Genomic DNA, 22365 nt, shown 5'->3' with positions numbered 1-22365 from the left:
GCGGCATGGTCGGATCGATGACGCGCCGCGCCGGACTGATCGCCTTCGCAGCGTCGGCGGCCTCGGCCTGCTCGCCCCTGTCGCTGTTCGCGACCTTCACGCCCAAGGACGCCGCGAAGGTGCGCGAACATGGCGTCGCCTTCGGGGATGATCCGCGACAGAAGCTGGACGTCTACGCGCCCAGACGCGAGACGACGCCCGGGCCGGTGGCGGTGTTCTTTTACGGCGGCTCGTGGGACTCGGGACGACGCCAGGACTACGGCTGGGTCGGGCGGGCGCTGGCGGCGCAGGGCTTTCTGACCATCGTGCCGGACTATCGGCTCTATCCGGCGGTGCGCTATCCGGGTTTTGTCGAGGACGGGGCCCTGGCCGTGCGCTGGGCCGTGGATCATGCGCGTGCGCTGGGCGGCGATCCGGGGCGGATCGTGCTGATCGGCCACTCGGCGGGGGCCTACAACGCCGCCATGCTGGCCCTGGACGACCGCTACCTGAAGGCGGCCGGGGTCGATCCTAAGGTCGTGCGCGCCTTCGCGGGCCTTTCGGGACCTTACGACTTCCTGCCGCTGGACGGGCCGGTCACCCAGCGGACCTTCGGCGAGGCCGCCGACCTGCCGGGCACCCAGCCCGCGCGGTACGTCCGCGCCGACAGCCCTCCGGCCTTCCTGGCCACGGGCGACGACGACACCACGGTGCGGCCGCGCAACACCCGGATCCTGGCCGCCGCCCTCCGCGCTCAGGGCGTGACGGTGGAGGAGCGCCACTATGCGGGCCTGAACCACGCCGACACGGTGTTGGCCCTGTCGCGGCCCTTCCGGAGCAAGGCGCCGGTGCTGGCCGAGATGACGACGTTCCTCAAGGCCCGGCTCTAGGAGCAGGTCCCCCCGTTCAGCTTGCGCTGATAGGCCTCGGCCAGGCTCATATAGGGCGGCAGGAAGGTGTGCAGCACCACGGGCTTGCCGTCGGTGGTCACGCCCGCCACTCCGGACCGCAGCTCGAAGTGCAGGTGGATGGTGGTGGGCGTGCCGCCGAAGTCGTTGCTGACCTTGCCCAGTTTCTGGCCGGCGTTGACCGTGTCGCCTTCCTTCACCGCCAGGGCCGCCATCTGCATGTGCAGGTAGCGATAGACGCGGTGCGGCGCGGCCGACGACGTCAGGGTGACGGTGTAGCTGCCGATGTCGGTGATCACGCCCTTTTCGGCGGCCACGGCCCAGTGGAGGTTCTTCTTGCAGGTGCCGGGACGGATGTCCTGGCCCTGGTGGCCCGTGCCGCCGCCGGCGCACAGCGGATTGTCGCGCGAGCGGGCCTCGCAGAAGGTGTCGTGCCAGGGCAGGGCGTAGTTGACCGTGTCGCACTGGCTGGTGCCGGCCGGCCCCATGCCGCCGCCGTGGCCGTAGACCTGCGAATTGGCGAAGGCGTCGTCCTGCAGCGGCCAGCACATGGTCGGCGACCACACCGTGCGGTCCAGATAGCCGTGGCCCTGGCCGGCCGGGATGTCGCCCGGCGCGCCGTGGTTGAAGGTGGCCGGCGAGGGCGCGGGCGGGTTCGCGGGCTGGGCCGGCGGGCCGGGCGCGGGCGGGATCGGCTCGCTGGACGGCTGCTCGGCGCCGCCGTCGCTGGGTTCGTCCTCGGGCGTGGGCGGACCGGGCTCGGGCGAGGCGGGGGTCTTGATCTCGCCGCCGACCGGGGCGGGCGGCTTGGTCTTGTCATCGCAGGCGCCCAACACCAAGGCCAGGACCAGCGGGGAGAGGATCAGCAGCTTGCGCATGGCTTCAGCCCCCCAGGCCGGCGGCGGCGCGGGCGGAAGCGCCCATCACCACGGCGGTCGTCTTGGCGAACAGGCCGCGCGCGTAGTTGTCGTCGGCGCAGCGCGGGTCGGTGGGCGAGTCGCAACGCACCTCGACCGTGTAGAGCACGCCATAGCGCACGAAGCTGATCAACTGGCCGTCCACCGTGCGCTGCGAGGTCACGCGTTCGGGTCCCACGGCCTCGATCTTCAGCGGCGTGTCGGCGCCGAGAGGAACCGCCGTGGTCGTGCCGCTGAGCGAGACGCCCACGCCCGGCGCGTCGGCGGTGATGGTGTAGTAGTCGCCGAACGAATAGATCCGCGCCCCGGCCGTCAGGTCCCCGTCGACCGGCAGCAGGATCGGCACGCGGGTCATGTCGACGGCGGCCTGGTTGAGATTGGGCGCCAGCCGCTCGCCGGCTCCGCCGCTTTGGCGCAGGCCCCCGACCGCCGCCTGCCAGTCGACCCGGCCGCCGGTCTGGCGGTTGGCGACCAGGGCCGCGCGACGCGCCGCCAACTGAGCCGCGGTGGCGTTGTTGTTGGTGGTGGCGGGCGCCGCGCCCGGAACCTGAGCGCCGGTCGCCGGATCGACCCGCGTCTGCGAGACCGCCGCCCCCAGCGCCCCCGCCGCCAGGATCCCGCCCAGCAATAGTCCCGTCATCAGTCGCATGAGAGCCCCCTCGCATCACGCCGTTATGCGACCATAGGGCGCCGGAGCGGCGCTGTTAACCTGTGTTGAGCCGGACGCGACCATCGCGCCGCGATTGAATGGGCGGCGCTTCCTGGCTATAGGACCTGACTGATCACGGGTCATGTGTGTGGCGACCCGGGAAATCCCAAAGCGTTTCAAAAGGATAAGGGGATATCGCCATGCTGTTGACGATGATGAAGGCCAAGCTTCACCGGGCCACCGTCACCCAGGCCGATCTCGACTACGAAGGCTCGATCGCCATCGACACCGACCTGCTGGACGCCGCCAACATCCTGCCCAACGAGCAGGTCGACGTGCTGAACGTCACCACCGGGGCCCGCTTCACCACCTACGCCATCGCCGCGCCGCGCGGTTCGAAGGTGATCGGCGTCAACGGCGCGGCCGCCCGCCTGGTGCAGAAGAACGACACCGTGATCATCGTCGCCTACTGCCAGCTGCCGGCCGAGGAGGCCCGCAACTACGCCCCGACCGTGGTGCTGCTGGAAGACGGCAACCACATCAAGAAGGCCGCCTGATGCGCGCCCCCGCCGTTCTCCTTTTCGCGGCGGGGCTGACCCTCGCCGCCTGTTCTCCGAAACTGCCGGCCGGCGTCGACGAGCAGCGGCTGTCCGAGGCCGTGGGCCGCGCTATCGGCGGGCCCAACACCTGCGTCCTGCTGGCCGACAAGGCCGGCAAGGTGGTGTGGACCGGCGGCGGCTACATCACCTGCGCCCGCAACCTGCCCACCTGCGGCGGGGCGACGACCACGGCTCAGACCGTGCTGGAAGGCGCGGTCGGCAAGCCGTCGCGCTTCGCCAGCTGCCCCTCGGGCCCCGGCGTCAACACCGTCGGCTGGGCCATGGGCCCGGTGCCGGTCGGCGAGGGCAAGGCCGACACCGGCCTGTACTACGTCGCTGTCATGGAAGGCGAACGCGCCCTGCCGGGCCGCGAGGTGCAGGAGCGGGTGGAAGAGGCGTTCGCGAACGCGGGGCTCTGAGGCGCACGCACTTGCCCCCACCTGACGGCTTCGCCGTCTGTCCGCCCCCGTAGGGGGCGGAGGACGCGCCTCCGGAGTCCTCTTCCCCCTATGGGGGAAGGAGCGCCGGAGGCGCGAAGGGGGCAAGTGGTCGCCGCTCCGGCCTACTTCGCCAGTTCGTACGTCGCCGAGACGTTCACCTGCACCTTCAGCTCGCCGGCCGAGACCGGGCTGCTATCGGCGCGTTCCATCTTGGCCATGGCGTACATCGGCATCGGCGGGGCGGGGGTGTAGCCGCCGCCTTCGCCCAGATTGACCAGGCGCACTATCTTGTAGCCGGTGGCCTTGGCATAGAGGTCGGCCTTGGCCTGCAGGGCCTTGACCGCGTCCAGCCGCGCCGCGTCCTCGGCCGCCTGCGGGTTCTGCAGGCCGAAGCTGATGCCGCCCACATTGGTGGCCCCGGCGTTGACCGTCGCATCGACCGTCTGACCCAGCTTCGTCAGGTCGCGCACCTGGATCGTCACCTGGTTGCTGGCCTGGTAGCCGTTCAGCTTGGGCGGCTGGTTCTGCTCGTACACGTACTGCGGATTGACGCTGAGGTTCGAGGTCTGGATGTCGCGCTCGGCGATGCCGGCCTTCTTCAGGGCCGCGACCACCTTGGTCATCTGGGCGGCGTTGGCGGAGAGGGCGCCGGCCGCGGTGGCCCCGTCGGTCTGGACGCCCAGGGTGATGGTCGCCAGGTCGGGCGTCACCTTGCTCTCGCCGGCGGCCGACAGGTTCAGCGTCGTGGCGCGGAAGGCCGCGTCGGCGCTGTCGGCATACGCGGGCAGGGCGGCGGCCGAGGCCAGCAGGGCGCCGACGACGGCCAGCGAGGCGGCCCGGAACTTGGGGCGGGTGATCAGGGCGGTCATACTCGTTCTCTCCATGCGGCCGGCCTCACAAGCGTTGTCGGCGGCGGACGGTTCCACTCCTGACAGGCTCAACCTGAACCGGACCTTTAAGCCGCGTGCAGCCCATGCTAATCGACCCGTCCTCCCGCTTCGCCTTTCTGGGGCAGGGACGCGCATCGCGTAACGGGGGCCTGTAGCTCAATGGTTAGAGCCGACCGCTCATAACGGTCTGGTTGCAGGTTCGAGTCCTGCCGGGCCTACCACCGCCTTTTGTGACGCGTCGTTCGCGCTAGAGTGTCGGAGCCCCGTGAGCCGCCGTCGTCGCCACGCGGGCTTGGGGCAGCGCGGGGGCGTGAATGAAAACTCTGCTGCGGCAACCGTTCGCCGTGCTTGGCGCGCTGGGACTGCTGGGGCTCGTCGGCGATCTTGTCCGATGGCAGGAACAACTGGGCGAGTGGATATCGGCTTGGCGAGCCTTCACGCGCGTGGTCGCCACGACCTTGTTTGGGTGGCTAGTCAACGTGTTGCCGTTTGAACTTCCGTCGTGGTGGCCGGACTACCTGGCTCTGGGATTGATCGTCTGGGCCGCCTCGATGCGTGTCGCGATGTTTGCCGTCGAGAGGATGGCGCAAAAGGCCACTTGGAGAGACGTTCTAGCGGGCATCGCCTGGATGCCTGTCGCCACGCTCCTCTGGCCGCTTTTCGCGGGCGCCAATCTTTTGATGGTCCTGAAGCGCAACGATCCGGATTTCAGGGAGATCGCTTCGGAAGACATGATCGTCGCCGCGCCGGTATTCTTCGAAAGCCTTCTGTGGGCCGCCGGGGCGATCGCTCTGAACTATGCTCTGGTTCGTCACTAAGCGAATTCGCTCCGGGCCTACCAACTCTCGGAATCAACAGCGGCCAAACTAGGGGATAACCCGATGGCCGGTCGGGGGGCGGGCGAGCCATGGTCGGCGCGTGGTCAAACGCCGAGGTCGCTCCATGCCGGACACGTCGCAGTCCCAGCCGGTTCCCGTTCGTCCCGAGCGGATCGTGGAGACGCCGCTGCCGCCCTTTCCGGAAGTCGGCGGGGTCGCGGCGGATGAAGCCTCGACGATCTTCTCCACCCACCGCACCAAGCTGTCGCGGCACCGCACCCACTTGTCGGAGCATCGCACCGACCTGTCGGAATATCGGACCGACCTGTCGACCTATCGCACCAACCTGTCGACCAGCCGCACCGAGATGTCGATGCGGCGCACGGGCATGTCGTTCCAGCGCACGCGGATGAGCGACGACAGGACCTTGATGTCGGTGATCCGCACCTCGCTGTCGCTGATCGGCTTCGGCTTCACGATCTACCAGACCTTCCAGAAGCTGCACGACGCGGGGACCATCGCCAATCCAAACGCGCCCCGCAATTTCGGCATCATCCTGGTGCTGCTGGGCATCGCCATGCTGATCGTCGGCATGATCCACCACGTACAGTTCATGCTGGAGCTGAAGCGCACCCGGGCCGACATGAAGCGCCAGGGGTTGATCCACGGCGAGAGCAGCTTCCCGGTCTCGATCACCTTCATGGTCTCGCTGGGCCTGCTGATGCTGGGCTTCGCGGCGATCCTGAACATGGTCTTCAAGATGGCGGTGTTCGGCTAGGGAGCCACCACCTTCGGCAGCGCCGTGATCGGCTCCAGCACGATGTCTCGGAAGAAGGTCTCGGCGCCCTCAGACTGCAGCTGGATCGCGCCGTGGGTCAGGGGCGCACCATCCGCCTTCAGGTCTCGCACCTCCAGCACCGGCACGCCATTGACCACGTGGATCGCGCGGTCGCCCAGCACGTAGAGGTCCAGGGTGTTCCATTCGCCGGCCGGCTTCTCGGCGTCGCTGGCGGCCTCGACGTTCCAGTCGGCCGTGCCGCCCTTGACGGTCTTGGCCCGGCCGCCGAGGGCGTAGCGCAACTTCGGCGGGATCAGGGCGGGATCGTCGACGACGTCGGTCGTGGCCTCGATCGCGTCGCCTACCGGCACGACCATGCCGATGGAGCCGGTCATGATCTCGAACTCCACCGCCTGGCTCCAGGTGCCCCAGACCACGCCCGGCGCGCCGTGCGAGTGGTAGAGCAGGCCGTTGTTGGGGGCCTGGTCCTGGCGCGGCGCCCAGCGGCCCTTGCCCCACTTGTACTGCAGACGCAGGTGATAGTTCTGGAAGTCGCCCTTGTGGACCAGGCTGCCCCAAGTCTTGCCGTTGACGTAGAGGGCCGGGCGGCCGTCCTCGACCACCACCTTGAAGATGTCGGCGCTTTGAGCGGTGGCGCCGATGGGAGCGATGGCGGGGCGCGTATAGGTCAGGGCCGGGTCTGCATAGCCCAGCCAGGCGTTCCAGTCCTTCAGGTCCTTGCCGTTGAACAGCGAGGTCGCCGGGCCGGAAGCCTTGGGGACCTCGGTCAGCTTCAAGGCGGGGGCGGTGAGGGCGGGCGTGGCCAGGCCCAGCGCCAGGGCGAAAGTCAGGATCTTGAGCATGGGTCCTCCCGGCGCCTGTTCTCGGCGGTGGCGCAGCCTAACTGACAGCGTTGTCTATTCAAGCCTCGCCTGGAGCGGCGCGATGACAGGCTTTTGAGCGGCGGCGCGCATCGAGCGGGCGAAGCTTGAAAGGACGCGGTCGCCGACGGCCATTGCTTCCCAGCCCGCCCGTTCGGCGCCACCCTCGCGCCCATGGCCTATCGCGCGACCCTGGGCGGAACCACCTGGACCTTCGAGACCCTGGCCGACCTGATGGCCAAGGCCTCGCCGCCGCGTTCGGGCGACGCCCTGGCGGGGATCGCCGCCTCCAGCGCCCAGCACAATGTCGCCGCCAAGATGGCTCTGGCCGACACGCCGCTGAAGGCGTTCCTGACCGAAGCCCTCGTCCCCTACGAGGCCGACGAGGTCACCCGCCTGATCCTGGACGGCCACGACGTGGCGGCCTTCGCCCCTGTGGCCTCGCTGACGGTGGGCGAGTTCCGCGACTGGCTGCTGTCGGAGATCGCCACGTCCGCCGCCTTGACCCGCCTGGCCCCGGGCCTGACGCCCGAGATGGTCGCGGCGGTCAGCAAGCTGATGCGCAACCAGGACCTGATCCTGGCCGCCTCCAAGTGCAAGGTCACCACCCGCTTCCGCGACACCATCGGCCTGCCCGGGACCATGGCCGTGCGGCTGCAACCCAACCATCCGACGGATGATCCGGCCGGGATCACCGCCTCGATCCTGGACGGCCTGCTGTACGGCTGCGGCGATGCGGTGATCGGCATCAACCCGGCCAGCGACAGTCTGAACGTCCTCTCCGACCTGACCCGGCTGATGGACGACCTGATCCAGCGGTTCGAGATCCCCACCCAGTCCTGCGTGCTGACCCACGTGACCACGGCGATCCAGCTGATCGAGCGCGGCGCGCCGGTGGACCTGGTGTTCCAGTCGATCGCGGGCACGCAGGCCGCCAACGCCAGCTTCGGCGTGACCCTGGACCTGTTGAAGGAAGGCCTGGACGCCGGTCGTTCACTGGGGCGCGGCACGGTCGGTGACAACGTCATGTACTTCGAGACCGGCCAGGGCTCGGCCCTGTCGGCGGGGGCGCACCACGGGGTGGACCAGCAGACGCTGGAGGCCAGGGCGTACGGCGTGGCCCGGGCGTTCGAGCCGCTGCTGGTCAACACCGTGGTCGGCTTCATCGGCCCCGAATACCTCTACGACGGCAAGCAGATCATCCGGGCCGGGCTGGAGGACCACTTCTGCGGCAAGCTGCTGGGCGCGCCGCTGGGGGTGGACGTCTGCTACACCAATCATGCCGAGGCCGACCAGGACGACATGGACAGCCTGCTGACCCTGCTGGCCACGGCGGGGGTCACCTTCGTCATGGGCGTGCCGGGCGCCGACGACGTGATGCTGAACTACCAGTCCACCTCGTTCCACGACGCCCTCTATGTGCGCGAGCTGCTGGGCCTGAAGCGGGCGCCGGAGTTCGAGGCCTGGCTGGAGCGCTCGCGGATCGTCGGGGCCGACGGGCGCTTGGCGCCGCGCACGGCCGGCCATCCGCTGCTGGGCGTCTCGGCGTGAGCGCGCCGATTACGCCCGATCCCTGGAGCGCCTTGCGCCGTCACACGCCCGCCCGCATCGCCTTGGGGCGGACGGGGTCCAGCCTGCCGACCTCCGAGGTGCTGGGCTTCGCCCTGGCCCACGCCCAGGCCCGCGACGCGGTCCACAAGGTCTTCCAGGCCGAGGCGGTGGCGGAGGCGATCCAGACCCTGGGGCTAGAGACCGTGATCGTGGACAGCGCAGCGCCCGACCGGGCGGCCTATCTGCGGCGGCCGGACCTGGGGCGCAGCCTGTCGGAGGCGGGGCGCTCGGCCCTGATCGGCCGCACGCGCGGGGCCTGCGACCTGGCGGTGGTGGTGGCCGACGGCCTGTCGAGCACCGCCGTCCACGCCCATGCCGCCTCGCTTATCGAGGCCCTGCTGCCGGCGGCGCGCGAGGCGGGCTGGCGCCTGGGGCCGGTCGTGGTGGCCCGCCAGGCGCGGGTGGCCCTGGGCGACGCGGTGGGCGAGCTGCTGGGCGCGCGGCTGGTGATCCTGCTGGTGGGCGAGCGGCCGGGCCTATCGTCGCCCGACAGCCTGGGGGCCTACATCACCTTCGCGCCCAAGGTCGGCCGCACCGATGCGGAGCGCAACTGCGTGTCCAACATCCGGGGCGAGGGGCTGAGCTACGCGGCGGCGGCGTTCAAGCTGGCTTGGCACGCACGCGAGGCCCTGCGGCTGGGCCTGACCGGCGTGGGGCTGAAGGACGAGAGCGATACCGCCCTGCTGACGGCTACGCCGCCGCGAAGCGTTCCAGCAGGACCGCCACCACCGACAGGCTGACGCACGAGACGGCGGTGGTCAGGGCCACGATCCGCGCCCCGCCGCGCTCGAACACGCTGTAGGCCTTGGTCTGGATGAAGACGTTGACCGCCGTCGGGGTTGCGGCCAGCAGGGTCGCGCCCAGGCGGAAGGGCAGGGACGAGTCGATCCAGCCGGTGGCCAGCCAGACCAGCGCGGGCAGGACCAGCAGCTTGCCCACGGCGGCCACGACGATCGGGGTCCAGCGCGGAATGGGCGGGGGCGGCTCGTCGCTGGGCTCGCAGGGCACGCCGGCGGCCGGCAGGCCGGTCAGGCCCAGGGCCACGCCCAAGGCGACCAAGGCCACGGGGCTGCCCGAAGCGGCGGCGGCGGCCACCGAGCGGTCCAGCACGCTGGGCAGCGACAGGTCCAGCAGGGCCATGGTCGAGCCGGTCAGGGCGGCCAGCACGATCGGGTTGCGCAGGGCCTGCATCAGCGAGCGCCAGGTCGAGCGGCCGCCGGCCCAGCCCAGCAGGCCCACGCCGACGGCGGCCACCACCACGAAATCCACCGCCACGGCGCCGGCCGACAGGCGGGCGGCCTCCGGGCCCAGGACCGAGGCGACGATGGGCAGGCCCAGGAACGCGCTGTTGCCCAGGCTGGCCGATAGCGATCCGCCGGCCCGCTCCTCGCGCGTCCAGCGCAGGGCCGCGCCGATGGCCGCCATCAGGGCCACCACCAGCAGGGCGCAGGCGCCGTAGGCGACCAGGCCCAGGGTCATGCCGCGGTCCGGAACGCCTACCCGCGACAGCGAATGCACCAGCAGGGCGGGGAAGCCGATCCAATAGACGTAGCTGGACAGGCCCGTCGACATGCGGGCGTCGAACAGGCGCAGCCGCGCCAGGGTGACGCCGGCGGCGACCAGCAGGAAGAACGGCAGGACCCGCTGTGGCACGTCGAGCAGGAGATCGATCAAGGCGCTACCAGGAAGCTACGGGACGACGTTGCGTGTCGCCCAAAGGGCCGACCCCGAACGACTGGGGCCGAAACAAGGCCATGGTCGATAGCACTGGCGCAGCCGGGTGGTCCAGCGTCGCGCCGGAGAGGCCCTCTCACCGCTCGTCGGCGGGCAGGCGCACGTGCACCAGCCGCCAGGTGAACAGCTTGTCGCGCCGCCAGGTGAAGACCGTCACCTTCTCCGGCTGGCCGGGGCGCTTGACGCTGACGCGGACGCGGTTGGGATCCCAATAGGCGATGGCGGCGTGGGGGCCGGCGATGGCGGCCTTGGCCTTTTCCATCGCCGTGATCGGCTTGGGCGGAACGCCGGGCGCCTTGCCGGGCGCGTAGCCTCGGGTCAGGGCCGACAGGCCCGAGATGGTCAGGTAGCGGTCGACCTTGGGCTCGGGCGGGGCGATGGGCGCGATGGCCTTCCTGAACACGCTCAGAGGGTCGCGCCAGATCGAGGGCGGTTCGGCCGGGGCGACGGCGGCCGGCTTCTTCTCGTCCAGTTCGGCGGTCAGGCTGGCGCGCACGGCGGGGAAGTCGACCAGTTCGCTGATCGCCTGCACGTCCTCGTACTCGGCGGCGGCCTTGAGGGCGCGGAAGGCGAACCAGGGCGCGGTGGCGAAGGCGGCCGCGAAGATGACGATGGCCAGGACGACGAGGTCCCACAGTCGCTTCTGCACAGTCATCGCGCGCCCCCGCCGCATGGTTGACGCCGCATAGAATGCGGTTCGGGTCCGGCCCGCAAGGCCGTTCCCTGAAAACCGTTTACGCGGCCGAGGCGGTTGCGTTCCGTTCGAGCAGACTCGAGGCCATGCCGGCCAGGGCGATCAGCCCCTTCTCCAGGTTGGCGTCGTAGGCGCGGGGCTGGACGTCGACCACGCAGACCGTGCCCAGCATCCAGCCGCGCGGGTCGCGGATCGGCGCGCCGGCATAGAAGCGCAGGAAGGGCGGGCCGGTCACCAGCGGGTTGTCGAACACGCGCGGGTCTTCCAGGGCGTTCTCGATCCACAGCGGGCTGCGGAAGGCGATGCAGTGGCTGCAAAACGAGGCGCGGCGGTCGACCTGGGGGACCTCCGAACCCGCCCGGGCCTTGTGCCACTGGCGCTCGGAATCGACGAAGGTGACGAAGGCTGCGGCCGCGTCGAACAGGATCTTGGCCGACCAGGCGATCTGGTCGAACTCCACCGACGGCGGGGTGTCGAGGATCTTGAGCCTCTGCAGCGCCGCGACGCGGGCGATGTCGTCGGCCGGGTAGACTTGCACGGGCAGCATCTGAAAATCCCCTGAACTAGTAGGTGACGGTGGCGACGACGGTGTCGGCATAGGCGCCGGGCGAAGGCGTGGTCTGGGGCGGCGCGCGTCCGTAGACCGTGAAGGGCTGGGAAGCGCCGGTGCCGGTCCCGCCGGCCACGAAGCCCGCGCCGGCGGCCAGGTCGCCCCACGGCTGGTCGCGGGCGCTGTTCTTGTAGAGGCCGTAGGTGACCGCCTCGGCGCCCTTCTTCATCTTGCGCGCCGTCGGACCGGTTCCGGTCAGGCCGTTGTCCAGGCCGACGCTGTAGGTGGTGCCCGAGGTGCAGGTGACGCCCAGGCCGCCCTGGCCGTCCTTGTTGGCCGTCAGCACGCCGACGCTGCCGAACTCGACCGAGCTGGACGTCGCCTGGCAGTCGGGAACCAGGGTCGCGCGGAAGGTGAAGGTGGCCGGCGGGGCGCTGTAGCCGATGGTGACGCCCGCGCAGGTCAGGAGGTTCAGGCCCCAGAAGAAGTTTTGGGCGACGAAGTCGGTGGTGTAGCTCCCGGGCACGGTGGTTGCGGTGGTCCAGATCCGGCCGTAGAGCGTCTGGTTGACGTTGACCGTGCCGGCGGCGCTGGGCGTGGCGGTGATCGTCGGCGTCGCGCCGAACATCAGCAAGCTGGCCGAGCCCCAGGTCTGGGTGCGGGCGGCGTCCTGATAGACCTGGAAGGGCAGGCTGACGCCGCCGCTGGTCTTGAGCAGGCGACCGCCGGCGCCGTCGCCGCCGGCCGAGCCGGCGTCGAGGCTGGGGCACAGCGAGACGGCGAGGCCGGGCGTCATGCCGGTGCAGCTGAAATTGAGGTTGGCCGTGGTGTCGACGACCCCCGCCGTCAGCGGGCTGATGGTCGAGCCGAAGTTGGCCGAACTGACCGAGACCGAGCAACTGCCGGCATGGGCCGGCTTCGGGGCGACGGTCAGGAAGACGCCGCCGCCGAAGCTCAGGCTCAGGACCAGCAGGCTGGAGAGCCTAGCGACAGATCGCTTCAACGACACCGGCGCCTCCTTTCGGATTGGGCGCGAAGGCGAACCGCGCGACGCAGGTGGCGTCGTCCTCCAGGTGGACGGTCAGCGTGTTGTCGGGCTTCAGCTCGGTCAGGAAGGTCTGGCCGTCATAGCCGACGATCACCCGCTCGTCGGAGCCGGCCTGCACGGCCTCGGCGCCAGGCGGCACGAAGGCGCCGTCGGGGCGGCGCAAGGTGACCAGGGCCGAAGGCGGGGCCTTGGCGACGCCGAAGCGCACCAGTACGCCGCCGCCGTCGAAGGGGACGACCGACTTCTCGGTGTCGGCGGCTTCCAGGTCCAGGGCCAGCAGCCGCGGATCGATGGCGATCTTGTTGTCGTCGAACGGCGAGAGGTTGCGCACCACCAGGCGGCCGCTGCGGTCGCTGCGGCCGATCTTCTGGTTCTGGAACAGCACCGGCACGTCGGGCGCCCCGACATCGACCACGGCGAAGGCGCCGTCCAGGCGGTTGGCCAGGGTGGCCCCGCCCTTCATCCAGGTCACCGCGCCGTCCATCTGGCCCTGCAGGCGCGTGAGGCCGTCGCGGCGCTGGGCCACGCCCGACAGGCGGAAGGTGCGGGCGCGATAGACGCCCTGGGCCTCGATCTCGGAGCTGGCGCCCTGTTCGACGCGCAGGCGCCAGGCGGTGGTGTTCACCGCCTGGTCCTCGGCCTTGCTGGCCTCGACGAAGGCGACCGTGTCGCTGCCCTGGACCTGGGCGCCGACCGTGGTCGAGACGCTGCCGCCCAGCGGGATGGCCACGCCGAAGAAGGCGCCGGCATCGCGCCGCTCGCCGCGCGAGACATAGCCGGTGGCGTAGACGGTGATGCGGCGGTTCAGGGTCTGGCGCAGCGAGCCGTTGAACACGGTGCGCTTCATGCCGTCCTGGCTCTGCTGGGCGGTGTAGCCCAGGCTGAGGGTGGCCGCCTCGGCGCCGCGCCGGAACGGGTTGAGGGCGACGGGCGTCGACAGGGTGATCTGGTTCACCGAGCGGGGCGGCTGGTCGCCGACCACCTTGCCGTTGCTCCAATGCCACTTGCCCGAGGTCGCCGCGGCCAGGTCGCGATAGTCCGCGTCGGCATAGGTCGACATGGCCGAGATGTAGACGCCGGCGAAACGGCTATCGAAGACGGCCGAGACCAGGGCGCCGGCATGGTCGCCGTCGTGGCTGCCGACGGCGGACAGGGCCGCGACGCCCAGGCCGTCCAGCTCGACGGCGAAGCCGCCGCCCAGGTTGGCGATGCCCGCGCCGCCCTCGGCATGGCCCTCCAGGGTGACCGCGTCGGTGAGCCCGTAGCGCAGGCTGCCGGTGGCCAGCGGCATGTCGGCATAGTCGTTGGAGCGGACACCGTAGTAGCGGCGGGCGACCCCGATCTCGGCCGCGTAGTCGACGAAGCCTTTCCGTAGCAGCAGCGGGGTGGTGAAGAACGGGGCGACGATCTCGGTCTGGCGGCCGGCCTCGTCGCGCAGCACCAGGCGGGCCTGGCTGAAGCCCCGCGAGGACGGCAGTCCGTCCACCTCGATGGGGCCCGCGCCCACCCGCCGCGACAGCACCGGCGCGTCGTTGACATAGAGGTCCAGGATCGACGGCGCGGCGGCGCTGGCCGACAGGCGCGGCGAGGGCATGGTGATCAGGTCGGGCCGGGTGGCGAAGTCGCGGCGGATCTGCAGGCCGGCCATGCGGATGGGCCGGGTCCAGGAGAAGCCGGCGTTGATGAAGTCGCCCGCCCGGACGTTCATCGCGTGTCGGGGCGAATACCAGCTCCAGGTGCTGTTCAGCCGCACAAGACGGCCCTGTCCCGAGGCGTAGCTGCCCGAGACGGCGGTATCGAGGGCGCCGAACTTGCCGAAGACGCGCGCGTCCAGCGACAGGCCAAGGCCGTCCACGCCCAGGTCGTCGTCTTCGCCTTGTCCGCCGTCGGCCGAAACGGCGTAGTTCAGCACCGCCCCGGTGTCCTGGCGCGCGGACAGGCTCTCGGCGCTGGAGGGGCTGAGGTCGAAGCGCTGGGTCAGCAGGGTGCCGACGGACGCCTCGACTAGCAGGCGCTGGCCGATCTCGTCATAGGTGGCGGTGAGGCCGGGAATGGCGTCCAGCGCCTGTTCGCCGACGCGGCGCGGCGAGGCCAGGCCCACGGCCCGCAATTCCTCGGCGCTCATCGACAGCCGGCCGTCGGCGTCGCGGGCGACGGCGGCCACCAGACCGGTGCCCACGCCGTTGACCCAGACCTCCAGCTGCAACGCCTCCGCGCCCGTCGCCTGGGCGGCGGGCGGCAGGTTCGGGATGTCCTGGGCGAGGGCGGGGGTTGGGAGGGCCGCGGCGGTCATGACCAGCAGCGCCGCCTCAATCGCCGGCGAGCGGCGCATCGATCGGGCCGGTGTCGGTGTCGGCGAGCAGGTGCAGGCCGGCCGACGACGGGAACGCGCCGGCGGGCCAGGCCATGGTCGAGCCGGGGAGGGCGTAGCCGACCAGCCCCTTGCGTTCGGCCAGGACCGCGCCGGCGCCGTCGACGATGCGCAGGTTGGAGACGCGCAGATGGCGGCCGCCGGCGTTGCTGGCGGTCAGGCTCTGGGCGTCGGCGGAACCGGCCAGCTTCCAGGTCATGCGGGCCTTGTCGGTCGAGGCCGCGAAGAACAGCGGGATGGAGTGGCGCATCAGCAGGGTGACCTGCCGTCCGCCCTCGCTGAGCGGCGGCGGCAGTTCGTCCACGATCAGGCGGTAGGACTCCTGCTTTTCGGGCAGCTTGGCGTCCAGCCGCACGACGCGGACGGTGCGCGCCGCGCCGGGCGCGACCTTGGCGATGGGCGGGCTGGCGACCACTTCGGTGGCCGGTTCCAGCACGTCCTTGCCGTCCACCTGCCGCCAGCGGAACACCCGGATCTGCACGTTCAACGGCGCGACGTCGTCGTTGAACAGGCTGAGCGTGGCGGCGTTCTGGCCGACGGGCAGGTCCAGGCCGACCGGGCTGACGCGCAGGGTCGAGGCCACGGCGGGACTGAAGTCCCAGGCCGAGGCCATGAGCGCGGTCAGCGCGGCGGCGAGGAGGGGGCGGCGGGGCATCAGTAGGTGATCGTCACCGACACGAGGTCGCTATAGGCGCCCATGGCGGGGGTCGACTGGGCCGCGACCCGGCCGTAGGCGGTGTAGGTCTGCACGCCGCCGTTGCCGGTGCCGGCCTGGGTGTCGACGTTCTGGGTCACGCCCCACAGCTGGGTGCGGCTCGCGTCACGATAGAGGGCGTAGGAGACCGTGTCGTTGGCGGCGCTGGTCATCTTGCGGCTGGCGACCGTGGCGCCCGTGCCGCCGCCGGCGCTCAGGGCGACCGTATAGGGCGTGGAGTTGGTGCATTGCACGCCGATCGAGTTGGTCGTGTCGATGTTGGCGTCGATCACGCCGTGCGAGCCGAAGCTGACGTTCGAGGCCGACTGCACCTTGCATTCGCCCTGGATGGTCAAGTTGACCTGAAATGAACTGCTGGCCGTCGCCGCATTAGCCGACGAAGCGATGCCGAGCGACGCAAGTACTGCGACCGCGAAAACTGAAACGTATGCTTTTTGCATAGCGCACCCCATTACCCAGCTCGCGCGGATTTACGCGAGACTACGCGTCAGGGATGTAGGTTCGCGCTTGCCGGGTGATTAACAGGGGTTAGGAAACGGGTGCGACGTCTCGACACACAGTTGTGGTGGATTCTTGATGCTCGCCTAAAGGGTTAGAGTCGGATTGTCGACCTTTGTTCGTCGAGCGTTGCTTGGCAAACCCAACGCTCACAAGGAAAACGCAAGTTTTGGTTGTCTATCGCGGAGGTTGGACGCCACCGGAGGTCTTAATTTTGCTCCGAAACGGATCGTAATTGAGCGGTCGTTATGTCGCAGGGGCGCGACGCATCCGCAGAGCCTCCGGAAACGAAAAACGCCCCCCGGTTTCCCGAGGGGCGCTGCTTTCGATCCGTCGAGGACGGGGCGGTTAGGCCGCCATCGCCTTCTGGAGGTTCTCGTCGATCTTGTCGAGGAAGCCTTCGGTAGTCAGCCACGACTGCTTGTCGCCGACCAGCAGGGCCAGGTCCTTGGTCATGAAGCCGCTTTCGACGGTGTCGATGCAGACCTTCTCCAGGGTGGCGGCGAACTTGGCCAGCTCGGCGTTGTCGTCCAGCTTGGCGCGGTGGGCGAGGCCACGGGTCCAGGCGAAGATCGAGGCAATCGAGTTGGTCGAGGTCGACTCGCCCTTCTGGTGCTGGCGGTAGTGGCGGGTCACGGTGCCGTGGGCGGCTTCGGCTTCCACCGTCTTGCCGTCCGGGGTCATCAGCACCGAGGTCATCAGGCCCAGCGAGCCGAAGCCTTGGGCCACGATGTCCGACTGCACGTCGCCGTCGTAGTTCTTGCAGGCCCAGACATAGCCGCCCGACCACTTCAGGGCCGAGGCCACCATGTCGTCGATCAGGCGGTGCTCGTAGTGGATGCCGGCGGCCTTGAACTTCTCGGCGTACTCGGCGTCGTAGATCTCCTGGAAGATGTCCTTGAAGCGGCCGTCATAGGCCTTGAGGATCGTGTTCTTCGTGGAGAGGTAGACCGGATAGCCACGGCCCAGGCCGTAGGCGAACGAGGCGTGGGCGAAGTCGCGGATCGACTCGTCGAGGTTGTACATGCCCATGGCGACGCCGGCCGACGGGCTCTTGAACACTTCGTGCTCGATGGTCTGGCCGTCTTCGCCGACGAACTTGATCGACAGCGTGCCCTTGCCCGGGAACAGGAAGTCGGTGGCCTTGTACTGGTCGCCGAACGCGTGACGGCCGACGATGATCGGCTGGGTCCAGCCCGGCACTAGGCGCGGCACGTTCTGGCAGATGATCGGCTCGCGGAAGATCACGCCGCCCAGGATGTTGCGGATCGTGCCGTTCGGCGACTTCCACATCTTCTTGAGGTTAAATTCGGTGACGCGTTGCTCGTCGGGAGTGATGGTGGCGCACTTCACGGCCACGCCGTGCTTCTTGGTCGCCTCGGCCGCGTCGATCGTGACCTGGTCGTTGGTGGCGTCGCGGTTTTCGACCGACAGGTCGTAGTAGTCCAGTTCCAGGTCCAGATACGGGAAGATCAGCTTATCCTTGATGAGCTTCCAGATGATCCGGGTCATTTCATCGCCGTCCATGTCGACGACGGGGTTGGCGACTTTAATCTTGGCCATTGCGGGGTCTTTCCTCTCGCGGTGGCGCGCCTGTGACTCTTTGGCGCACAGGGCCTGGGAGCGGCGCGGACGGCGTGCCTATAGACTGTTGCGCGTCGGGGGGAAAGCCGAGGTCGCGATGAGACGGTCCGTAGGCGACCTGACGCAGCGTAAGTCCCTATTTCGGCGCGTAAATTCTTGATTGAGGCTTGTGAGGTAGGACAGGGCGTGGAGAGCCGCCGAGCCATCACCGACGTCACCTCGCCGCTGGCCCGGCGATTGCTGGCCATCGTCGCGATCCTGTCGATCGCGGTGACCGGCGTGGCCACCGCCGTGACCTTCGTCTTCGTGCAGCGCGCGGCCGCGGATGCCCAGATCCGGCACCTGACCGAATATGTGGGCGAGCGGGTCAAGACCGAGGACCGGCTGTTCTCCGACCTGGTCAAGGTGCACCAGGCCGCGACCGATTCCCTGGAGCGGCGGCTGAAGGCGCTGGACCCGGCCACGGTCGACCGCGAGTTCGATGCCCAGTTCCCGCTCCAGCCCGACGGCACCCGGCGCACGGCCGACGCCCTGTACGACGGCGGCGTCGTCGACGGCGACTACACCTACGGCATCGGCGGCTACCTGCCGCGCGCCAACACCCTGACCCCGCAACAGAAAGCCCTGATGCTGGCCGCCACCCAAGTGGTGTCGCACACCGGCGAGGCCGAGCTGAACCGCTACGATAACTTCTACTTCTTCACGCCCGACACCCGGCTTGTGATGTTCGGACCCAAGCGCCCGGACCGGCTGATGTACTACCGGCACAAGGCGCCGGCGAACTTCGACGTCAGCGGCGAGGAGATGACCCTGCTGACCCTGCCGACCCAGAACCCGCAGCGGGTGATGAAGTGCACCAAGCTGCGCAAGCTGCTGTCGGATCCCAGCGGGCGGGGGCTGAACTCGGCCTGCATGACGCCCTTCGATTTCGGCGGCAAGCAGTTGGGCGCCTGGGGCACCAGCCTGTCGCTGGACTCCTACCTGCTGCGCGCGGTCGAGGACGCCTTGCCGGGCGGACGCAACATGATCGTCTCGTCCGACGGCGAGCTGATCGCCGCGCCCGGCCTGGCCAAGAACGGGGTGGTCGATGTCCAGACCCTGGTGCGGGCCCAGACCCAGGAAGGGGTCAGCGAGGCCGTCCGCCAAATCCGCGAGCGCGGCGCCGACGTCGGGGTGATCCGCAACAACGACCGGGTCATCGCCTACGGCCGGCTGAAGGAGCCCGACTGGTATTTCCTGATGAGCTTTCCGTCCGACGACCTGGTCTGGTCGGCGGTCAAGACGGCTTCGTGGGTGCTGCTGTTCGGCGTGCTGGGGGTGATCATCCAGGTGGCGGCGCTCTACCGGGTGATGCGCCACACCGTCGAGCGGCCGCTCCGGGTTCTGGCCGACGCCCACCGCACCGGCGAGATCGTCGAGGCCCAGCCCATCGAAGACCGCGCCGACGAGATCGGCGCCCTGGCCCGCACCCTGCGCAGCCAGCGCGACGGCAATATCGAACTGCTGCGCTCGCTGGAGGAGCGGGTCGCCGAGCGCACCGCCGAGCTGGAGCGCGCCAACCAGGCCAAGAGCGTGTTCCTGGCCAACATGTCCCATGAGCTGCGCACGCCGCTGAACGGCGTCATCGCCATCGGCGACCGCCTGGCCGAGGAGACCGACCCCGAGCGCCGCCGCGAGCTGGCCGCCCTGGTCACCTCGTCGGGCCGTCTGCTGGAGCAGGTGCTGAGCGACATCCTGGACGTCTCCAAGATCGAGGCCGGCCAGTTCCAGCTGACCCCCGCGCCCTTCGACCTGGCCCAGCTGGTCGGCGGCGTGGGCGAGTTGCACCGCGCCACGGCCGAGGCCAAGGGGCTGGAGTTCCGCTGGTCGATCGAGCCGGGCCTGCAGGGCAGCTATCTGGGCGACGCCGGGCGGATCAGCCAGATCCTCAACAACCTGCTGGCCAACGCCGTGAAGTTCACCGCCGTGGGCGGGGTCAGCCTGACCGTCGAGCGGGCCGATCACATGGCGAACGGAGGCCTAACCTTCACCGTCACCGACACCGGCGTGGGCTTCGACGACACCGTGCGGCGGCGCCTCTTCAAGCGGTTCGTCCAGGCCGACCAGTCGATCACTCGCCAGTTCGGCGGCACGGGCCTGGGCCTGTCGATCTGCGCGGCCCTGGCCGAGATGATGGGCGGCGCCATCGACGCCCGCGCCGTGGTGGGCCGGGGCGCGATCTTCCAGGTCGACCTGCCCCTGCCACGCGCCCGCGCTGTCGAGGACGAGGTCTTCGACGAGGAGGAGGAGATCTCGCTGGAGGGGCTGCGGGTGTTGGTCGCCGAGGACCACCCCACCAACCAGAAGGTCGTCGAGATCATCCTGCAGCCGTTCGACGTGGCCCTGACCCTGGTCGAGGATGGCCAGGCAGCCCTGGACGCCTTCACGCCCGGGGGCTTCGACGCCATCCTGATGGACATGCAGATGCCGGTGATGGACGGCCTGACCGCCACCCGCCTGATCCGCGAGCGCGAGGCCGCCGCCGGCGCTGATCCGGTGCTGCTGATCATGCTGACCGCCAACGCCATGGAAGAGCACGTCGCCGCCGCCAAGGCCGTGGGCGCCGACCTGCACCTGGCCAAGCCCGTGCGGCCCCAGCAGTTGCTGGAAGCCCTGGCCCGCACGCGAATGAGCCAACCCGCCGCAGCCTTCACGCCGGCCGAATAGGGCCTATTTCGCCGCCTTGATCACGATGCGCCCGACGTCGGCGATGGCCTTTTCCTGCTCGGCGACCGGCAGGGCCGAGCCCTTGACGAACGCCACGACAGCGAACTTGCGGTCGTCCTTCAGGGTGTAGACGCCGATGTCGGAGACCACGGGCGTGAAGCCCGTGTCGGTGCGGGCCGTGCCGGGCTGGTGGGTGAGACGCGCGCCGTCGGGGAGGGCGGCGTTCAGGCGGGCTCCGCCGGCGGTGTTCTGGCGGGCGATCTGGCCCAGCTGGCGGCGGGCGTCCTGATCCAGCAGTTCGCCCTGGTTCAACGCCTCCAGGAAGCGCAGGGCGCCCAGGGGCGTGGCGGTGTCGCGCGGATCGGCCAGATAGGCCAGGGTCGCGCGGCGGCGGTCGGGGGCGGGGACTTGATCGAGGGCGGCGCGCCAGGCGGCCTCGCCCTTCCAGCCGGCGCGGAACGAGGCCGCGCCCAGGCTCTCGGGCTGGACCTGGCGCTCGTAGCGGTCGATGTCCAGGGCCATGACCTTGCGGCCCTGCAGCCAGGCGGTGACCGCGCCGGGACCGCCGATCCGCTTCATCAGCACGTCGGCGGCGGTGTTGTCGCCCTCGCCCAGGGCGCGCTCCAGCAGCTCGCGGACGGTGTAGACGGACCGGTTCGGCCAGGCGTCGGCGATCGCGCTGGGCGGCGGGGACAGGTCGACGTCCTCGATCACGATCGGCTCGTCGAGTTTGAGCCGGCCCGCCTCGACCTCGGCCATGACCGCAGCGCCCAGCGGAGCCCGGGCCACGCCCTGCAGGGGGAAGCGCTTGTCGCCGTTGAAGACGATGATCTGGCCGGTGGAAAGGTCCTCGACCCCCACGCCCAGCGTGCCCGGCGCGACCCGGTCGGCGACGGCCTGGAACTGGGCGGTCATCTTCTCGCGGTCGAACAGCGGGTCCTTCTGGCCCAGCATCGGCGGCTCGCCGCAGGCGGCCAGCGAGAGGGTCAGGAGAAGGGCTGTGGCGTGCTTGAGCATGGCGGTTCCGGCGAGCTTGACCGGGGGCTAAACGCACGAACCGTCATCTTGGGGGCTTGCACCGCGCGGCGGTCCGGCGGCAAAGGGTGGCGATGACGACGAAGCATCTTCCGCCCTGCGTGATCCTGAACCAGCCGCAACTGGCCGAGAACATCGGCGCGGTGGCCCGCGTCATGGCCAATTTCGGCCTGTCGGACCTGCGCCTGGTCAAGCCGCGCGACGGCTGGCCTCAGGAGCGCGCCTGGGCCAGCGCCTCGGGCGCCAACTGGCCGCTGGACGAGGCCAAGGTGTTCGAGACCCTGCCCGAGGCCATCGCCGACCTGAAGCTGGTGTTCGCCACCACGGCCCGCCCGCGCGAGACGCGCCTGCCGGTCTACACCCCGCGCGAGGCCGCCGGCCACCTGGCCGAGGACGTGGCCCAGGGCCATGCGGTGGGCCTGCTGTTCGGCGGCGAGCGGGCGGGGCTGGAGACCGACGACATCGCCCTGTGCCAGGCCATCGTCTCGATCCCCATCGACGAGCGCTTCCGCTCGCTGAACCTTGCCCAGGCCGTGTCGATCAACGCCTACGAATGGCGGATGACGGTCGACGACCGGCCCTGGGCGCGGTTCGACTACAATGTCGCCGAGCCCGCCGATCAGGCCAGCCTGCTGGGCCTCTACGGCCAGCTGGAGGACGAGCTGGAGAAGGCCGGCTTCTACCATCCGCCCGAGAAGAAACCCTCGATGGTGCGCAACCTGCGCGCGCCGCTGGCCCGCGCCCGGCTGACCGAGCAGGAGGTGCGCACCTTCCGCGGCGTGATCACCGCCCTGTCGAAAGGGCGCGGTCGGGTGCTGGCCAAGCTGGCCGCCAAGACCGCGCAAACCCTTGCGCCGCCTTCCGTTGCGGAAGACGAAGACGGCTCCCAGGTCTAAGCGGAACCAAAATCTCTCCGGCCACGTTTCGGGCCTGAACGGCCAATGTCGGTTGGCCGACAGG

General features: G+C 69.8%; 22 protein-coding genes and 1 tRNA gene. 10 read left to right on the top strand and 13 right to left on the bottom strand.

What is annotated here, in order from left to right; genetic code table 11:
- Positions 1–5 precede the first annotated feature (5 nt).
- Positions 6–869, top strand: a complete 864-nt coding sequence (locus tag AC07OA_RS12355; RefSeq protein ID WP_494664104.1) for an alpha/beta hydrolase — start codon at positions 6–8, stop codon at positions 867–869.
- Here AC07OA_RS12355 and AC07OA_RS12350 read toward each other — a convergent pair.
- Together AC07OA_RS12350 and AC07OA_RS12345 are read right to left on the bottom strand one after the other, a co-directional pair.
- A complete protein-coding gene (locus AC07OA_RS12350; RefSeq protein ID WP_494664103.1) occupies positions 866–1765 on the bottom strand; it encodes a M23 family metallopeptidase in 900 nt (299 codons plus the stop codon). The two genes, AC07OA_RS12355 and AC07OA_RS12350, sit on opposite strands and share 4 nt — an antisense overlap.
- A gap of 4 nt (positions 1766–1769) precedes the next feature.
- Positions 1770–2453 carry a hypothetical protein gene (locus AC07OA_RS12345; RefSeq protein WP_494664102.1) on the bottom strand — a complete coding sequence of 228 codons (684 nt, stop codon included), beginning with the start codon at positions 2451–2453 and terminating at the stop codon, positions 1770–1772.
- Between the two features lie 200 nt (positions 2454–2653).
- Here AC07OA_RS12345 and panD point away from each other — a divergent pair, with 200 nt between their 5' ends.
- Positions 2654–3010, top strand: a complete 357-nt coding sequence (gene panD / locus AC07OA_RS12340; RefSeq protein WP_494664101.1) for an aspartate 1-decarboxylase — start codon at positions 2654–2656, stop codon at positions 3008–3010.
- Entirely contained in the window at positions 3010–3471 is a 462-nt protein-coding gene (locus AC07OA_RS12335) for a hypothetical protein (protein WP_494664100.1), read from the top strand. The genes panD and AC07OA_RS12335 overlap by 1 nt, the downstream gene beginning before the upstream one ends.
- A gap of 143 nt (positions 3472–3614) precedes the next feature.
- Here AC07OA_RS12335 and AC07OA_RS12330 read toward each other — a convergent pair whose 3' ends face one another.
- Positions 3615–4361, bottom strand: a complete 747-nt coding sequence (locus AC07OA_RS12330; RefSeq protein WP_494664099.1) for an SIMPL domain-containing protein — start codon at positions 4359–4361, stop codon at positions 3615–3617.
- Between the two features lie 166 nt (positions 4362–4527).
- Between AC07OA_RS12330 and AC07OA_RS12325 the strand changes: the two genes are divergently transcribed.
- The 3 genes from AC07OA_RS12325 to AC07OA_RS12315 all read left to right on the top strand — a co-directional run bounded on the left by AC07OA_RS12325 (position 4528) and on the right by AC07OA_RS12315 (position 5978).
- Positions 4528–4603 (top strand) — tRNA-Ile (locus AC07OA_RS12325).
- Positions 4604–4696: 93 nt separating this feature from the next.
- Positions 4697–5200 carry a hypothetical protein gene (locus tag AC07OA_RS12320; protein WP_494664098.1) on the top strand — a complete coding sequence of 168 codons (504 nt, stop codon included), beginning with the start codon at positions 4697–4699 and terminating at the stop codon, positions 5198–5200.
- Positions 5201–5324: 124 nt separating this feature from the next.
- Positions 5325–5978 carry a YidH family protein gene (locus AC07OA_RS12315; RefSeq protein ID WP_494664097.1) on the top strand — a complete coding sequence of 218 codons (654 nt, stop codon included), beginning with the start codon at positions 5325–5327 and terminating at the stop codon, positions 5976–5978.
- Here the strand turns inward: AC07OA_RS12315 and AC07OA_RS12310 are convergent.
- Positions 5975–6841 (bottom strand): 3-keto-disaccharide hydrolase, encoded by an 867-nt coding sequence (locus AC07OA_RS12310; RefSeq protein WP_494664096.1) that lies wholly within the window; start codon positions 6839–6841, stop codon positions 5975–5977. The genes AC07OA_RS12315 and AC07OA_RS12310 overlap by 4 nt on opposite strands.
- Before the next feature lie 192 nt (positions 6842–7033).
- Between AC07OA_RS12310 and AC07OA_RS12305 the strand changes: the two genes are divergently transcribed.
- Both AC07OA_RS12305 and eutC read left to right on the top strand, forming a co-directional pair.
- Positions 7034–8410: an ethanolamine ammonia-lyase subunit EutB gene (locus AC07OA_RS12305; RefSeq protein WP_494664095.1), complete on the top strand. Its 1377-nt coding sequence runs from the start codon at positions 7034–7036 to the stop codon at positions 8408–8410.
- Positions 8407–9210, top strand: coding sequence for an ethanolamine ammonia-lyase subunit EutC (gene eutC, locus AC07OA_RS12300; protein ID WP_494664094.1), 804 nt, complete (start codon positions 8407–8409; stop codon positions 9208–9210). Before AC07OA_RS12305 ends, eutC begins: the two co-directional genes overlap by 4 nt.
- Here the strand turns inward: eutC and AC07OA_RS12295 are convergent.
- The 8 genes from AC07OA_RS12295 to AC07OA_RS12260 form a co-directional block, all read right to left on the bottom strand.
- Positions 9161–10144 (bottom strand): AEC family transporter, encoded by a 984-nt coding sequence (locus AC07OA_RS12295; RefSeq protein WP_494664093.1) that lies wholly within the window; start codon positions 10142–10144, stop codon positions 9161–9163. The genes eutC and AC07OA_RS12295 overlap by 50 nt on opposite strands.
- Positions 10145–10280: 136 nt before the next feature.
- Positions 10281–10859, bottom strand: a complete 579-nt coding sequence (locus tag AC07OA_RS12290) for a DUF2939 domain-containing protein (protein ID WP_494664092.1) — start codon at positions 10857–10859, stop codon at positions 10281–10283.
- A 79-nt stretch (positions 10860–10938) separates the two neighbouring features.
- On the bottom strand, positions 10939–11445 hold the full coding sequence (locus AC07OA_RS12285; protein ID WP_494664091.1) for a GAF domain-containing protein: 507 nt from the start codon (positions 11443–11445) through the stop codon (positions 10939–10941).
- 16 nt (positions 11446–11461) lie between these two features.
- Positions 11462–12451, bottom strand: a complete 990-nt coding sequence (locus tag AC07OA_RS12280) for a Csu type fimbrial protein (protein ID WP_494664090.1) — start codon at positions 12449–12451, stop codon at positions 11462–11464.
- Complete coding sequence (locus AC07OA_RS12275; RefSeq protein WP_494664089.1) at positions 12432–14828, bottom strand: fimbria/pilus outer membrane usher protein; 2397 nt, start codon at positions 14826–14828, stop codon at positions 12432–12434. Before AC07OA_RS12275 ends, AC07OA_RS12280 begins: the two co-directional genes overlap by 20 nt.
- Positions 14806–15522: a fimbrial biogenesis chaperone gene (locus AC07OA_RS12270; RefSeq protein WP_494664088.1), complete on the bottom strand. Its 717-nt coding sequence runs from the start codon at positions 15520–15522 to the stop codon at positions 14806–14808. Before AC07OA_RS12270 ends, AC07OA_RS12275 begins: the two co-directional genes overlap by 23 nt.
- On the bottom strand, positions 15522–16022 hold the full coding sequence (locus AC07OA_RS12265) for a Csu type fimbrial protein (RefSeq protein ID WP_494664087.1): 501 nt from the start codon (positions 16020–16022) through the stop codon (positions 15522–15524). Before AC07OA_RS12265 ends, AC07OA_RS12270 begins: the two co-directional genes overlap by 1 nt.
- A gap of 406 nt (positions 16023–16428) precedes the next feature.
- Positions 16429–17643 (bottom strand): NADP-dependent isocitrate dehydrogenase, encoded by a 1215-nt coding sequence (locus AC07OA_RS12260; RefSeq protein WP_494664086.1) that lies wholly within the window; start codon positions 17641–17643, stop codon positions 16429–16431.
- Between the two features lie 207 nt (positions 17644–17850).
- On the opposite strand from AC07OA_RS12260, the gene AC07OA_RS12255 reads away from it, so the two are divergent.
- Positions 17851–20370, top strand: coding sequence for an ATP-binding protein (locus AC07OA_RS12255; protein ID WP_494664085.1), 2520 nt, complete (start codon positions 17851–17853; stop codon positions 20368–20370).
- A gap of 3 nt (positions 20371–20373) precedes the next feature.
- Here the strand turns inward: AC07OA_RS12255 and AC07OA_RS12250 are convergent, their stop codons facing one another.
- Positions 20374–21387 (bottom strand): serine hydrolase, encoded by a 1014-nt coding sequence (locus tag AC07OA_RS12250; RefSeq protein WP_494664084.1) that lies wholly within the window; start codon positions 21385–21387, stop codon positions 20374–20376.
- A 92-nt stretch (positions 21388–21479) separates the two neighbouring features.
- Here AC07OA_RS12250 and AC07OA_RS12245 point away from each other — a divergent pair, with 92 nt between their 5' ends.
- Positions 21480–22301 carry an RNA methyltransferase gene (locus AC07OA_RS12245; RefSeq protein WP_494664083.1) on the top strand — a complete coding sequence of 274 codons (822 nt, stop codon included), beginning with the start codon at positions 21480–21482 and terminating at the stop codon, positions 22299–22301.
- The last annotated feature ends 64 nt before the right edge of the window (positions 22302–22365 follow it).

It is taken from the genome of Caulobacter sp. GW821-FHT09B08, assembly GCF_059418225.1.
The sequence above is the reverse complement of the archived record's forward strand: the minus strand, read 5'-3'. Positions and strand labels throughout refer to the sequence as shown.

Excerpts from the sequence above, each read along its gene's own strand:
- AC07OA_RS12345 (WP_494664102.1), bottom strand. The coding sequence starts at position 2,453 with ATGCGACTGATGACGGGACTATTGCTGGGCGGGATCCTGGCGGCGGGG.
- AC07OA_RS12245 (WP_494664083.1), top strand. The coding sequence starts at position 21,480 with ATGACGACGAAGCATCTTCCGCCCTGCGTGATCCTGAACCAGCCGCAA.
- AC07OA_RS12335 (WP_494664100.1), top strand. The coding sequence starts at position 3,010 with ATGCGCGCCCCCGCCGTTCTCCTTTTCGCGGCGGGGCTGACCCTCGCC.
- AC07OA_RS12250 (WP_494664084.1), bottom strand. The coding sequence starts at position 21,387 with ATGCTCAAGCACGCCACAGCCCTTCTCCTGACCCTCTCGCTGGCCGCC.
- AC07OA_RS12355 (WP_494664104.1), top strand. The coding sequence starts at position 6 with ATGGTCGGATCGATGACGCGCCGCGCCGGACTGATCGCCTTCGCAGCG.
- AC07OA_RS12315 (WP_494664097.1), top strand. The coding sequence starts at position 5,325 with ATGCCGGACACGTCGCAGTCCCAGCCGGTTCCCGTTCGTCCCGAGCGG.
- AC07OA_RS12260 (WP_494664086.1), bottom strand. The coding sequence starts at position 17,643 with ATGGCCAAGATTAAAGTCGCCAACCCCGTCGTCGACATGGACGGCGAT.
- panD (WP_494664101.1), top strand. The coding sequence starts at position 2,654 with ATGCTGTTGACGATGATGAAGGCCAAGCTTCACCGGGCCACCGTCACC.
- AC07OA_RS12290 (WP_494664092.1), bottom strand. The coding sequence starts at position 10,859 with ATGACTGTGCAGAAGCGACTGTGGGACCTCGTCGTCCTGGCCATCGTC.
- AC07OA_RS12320 (WP_494664098.1), top strand. The coding sequence starts at position 4,697 with ATGAAAACTCTGCTGCGGCAACCGTTCGCCGTGCTTGGCGCGCTGGGA.
- AC07OA_RS12270 (WP_494664088.1), bottom strand. The coding sequence starts at position 15,522 with ATGCCCCGCCGCCCCCTCCTCGCCGCCGCGCTGACCGCGCTCATGGCC.
- AC07OA_RS12310 (WP_494664096.1), bottom strand. The coding sequence starts at position 6,841 with ATGCTCAAGATCCTGACTTTCGCCCTGGCGCTGGGCCTGGCCACGCCC.
- AC07OA_RS12265 (WP_494664087.1), bottom strand. The coding sequence starts at position 16,022 with ATGCAAAAAGCATACGTTTCAGTTTTCGCGGTCGCAGTACTTGCGTCG.
- AC07OA_RS12285 (WP_494664091.1), bottom strand. The coding sequence starts at position 11,445 with ATGCTGCCCGTGCAAGTCTACCCGGCCGACGACATCGCCCGCGTCGCG.
- AC07OA_RS12330 (WP_494664099.1), bottom strand. The coding sequence starts at position 4,361 with ATGACCGCCCTGATCACCCGCCCCAAGTTCCGGGCCGCCTCGCTGGCC.
- AC07OA_RS12305 (WP_494664095.1), top strand. The coding sequence starts at position 7,034 with ATGGCCTATCGCGCGACCCTGGGCGGAACCACCTGGACCTTCGAGACC.
- AC07OA_RS12350 (WP_494664103.1), bottom strand. The coding sequence starts at position 1,765 with ATGCGCAAGCTGCTGATCCTCTCCCCGCTGGTCCTGGCCTTGGTGTTG.
- AC07OA_RS12275 (WP_494664089.1), bottom strand. The coding sequence starts at position 14,828 with ATGCGCCGCTCGCCGGCGATTGAGGCGGCGCTGCTGGTCATGACCGCC.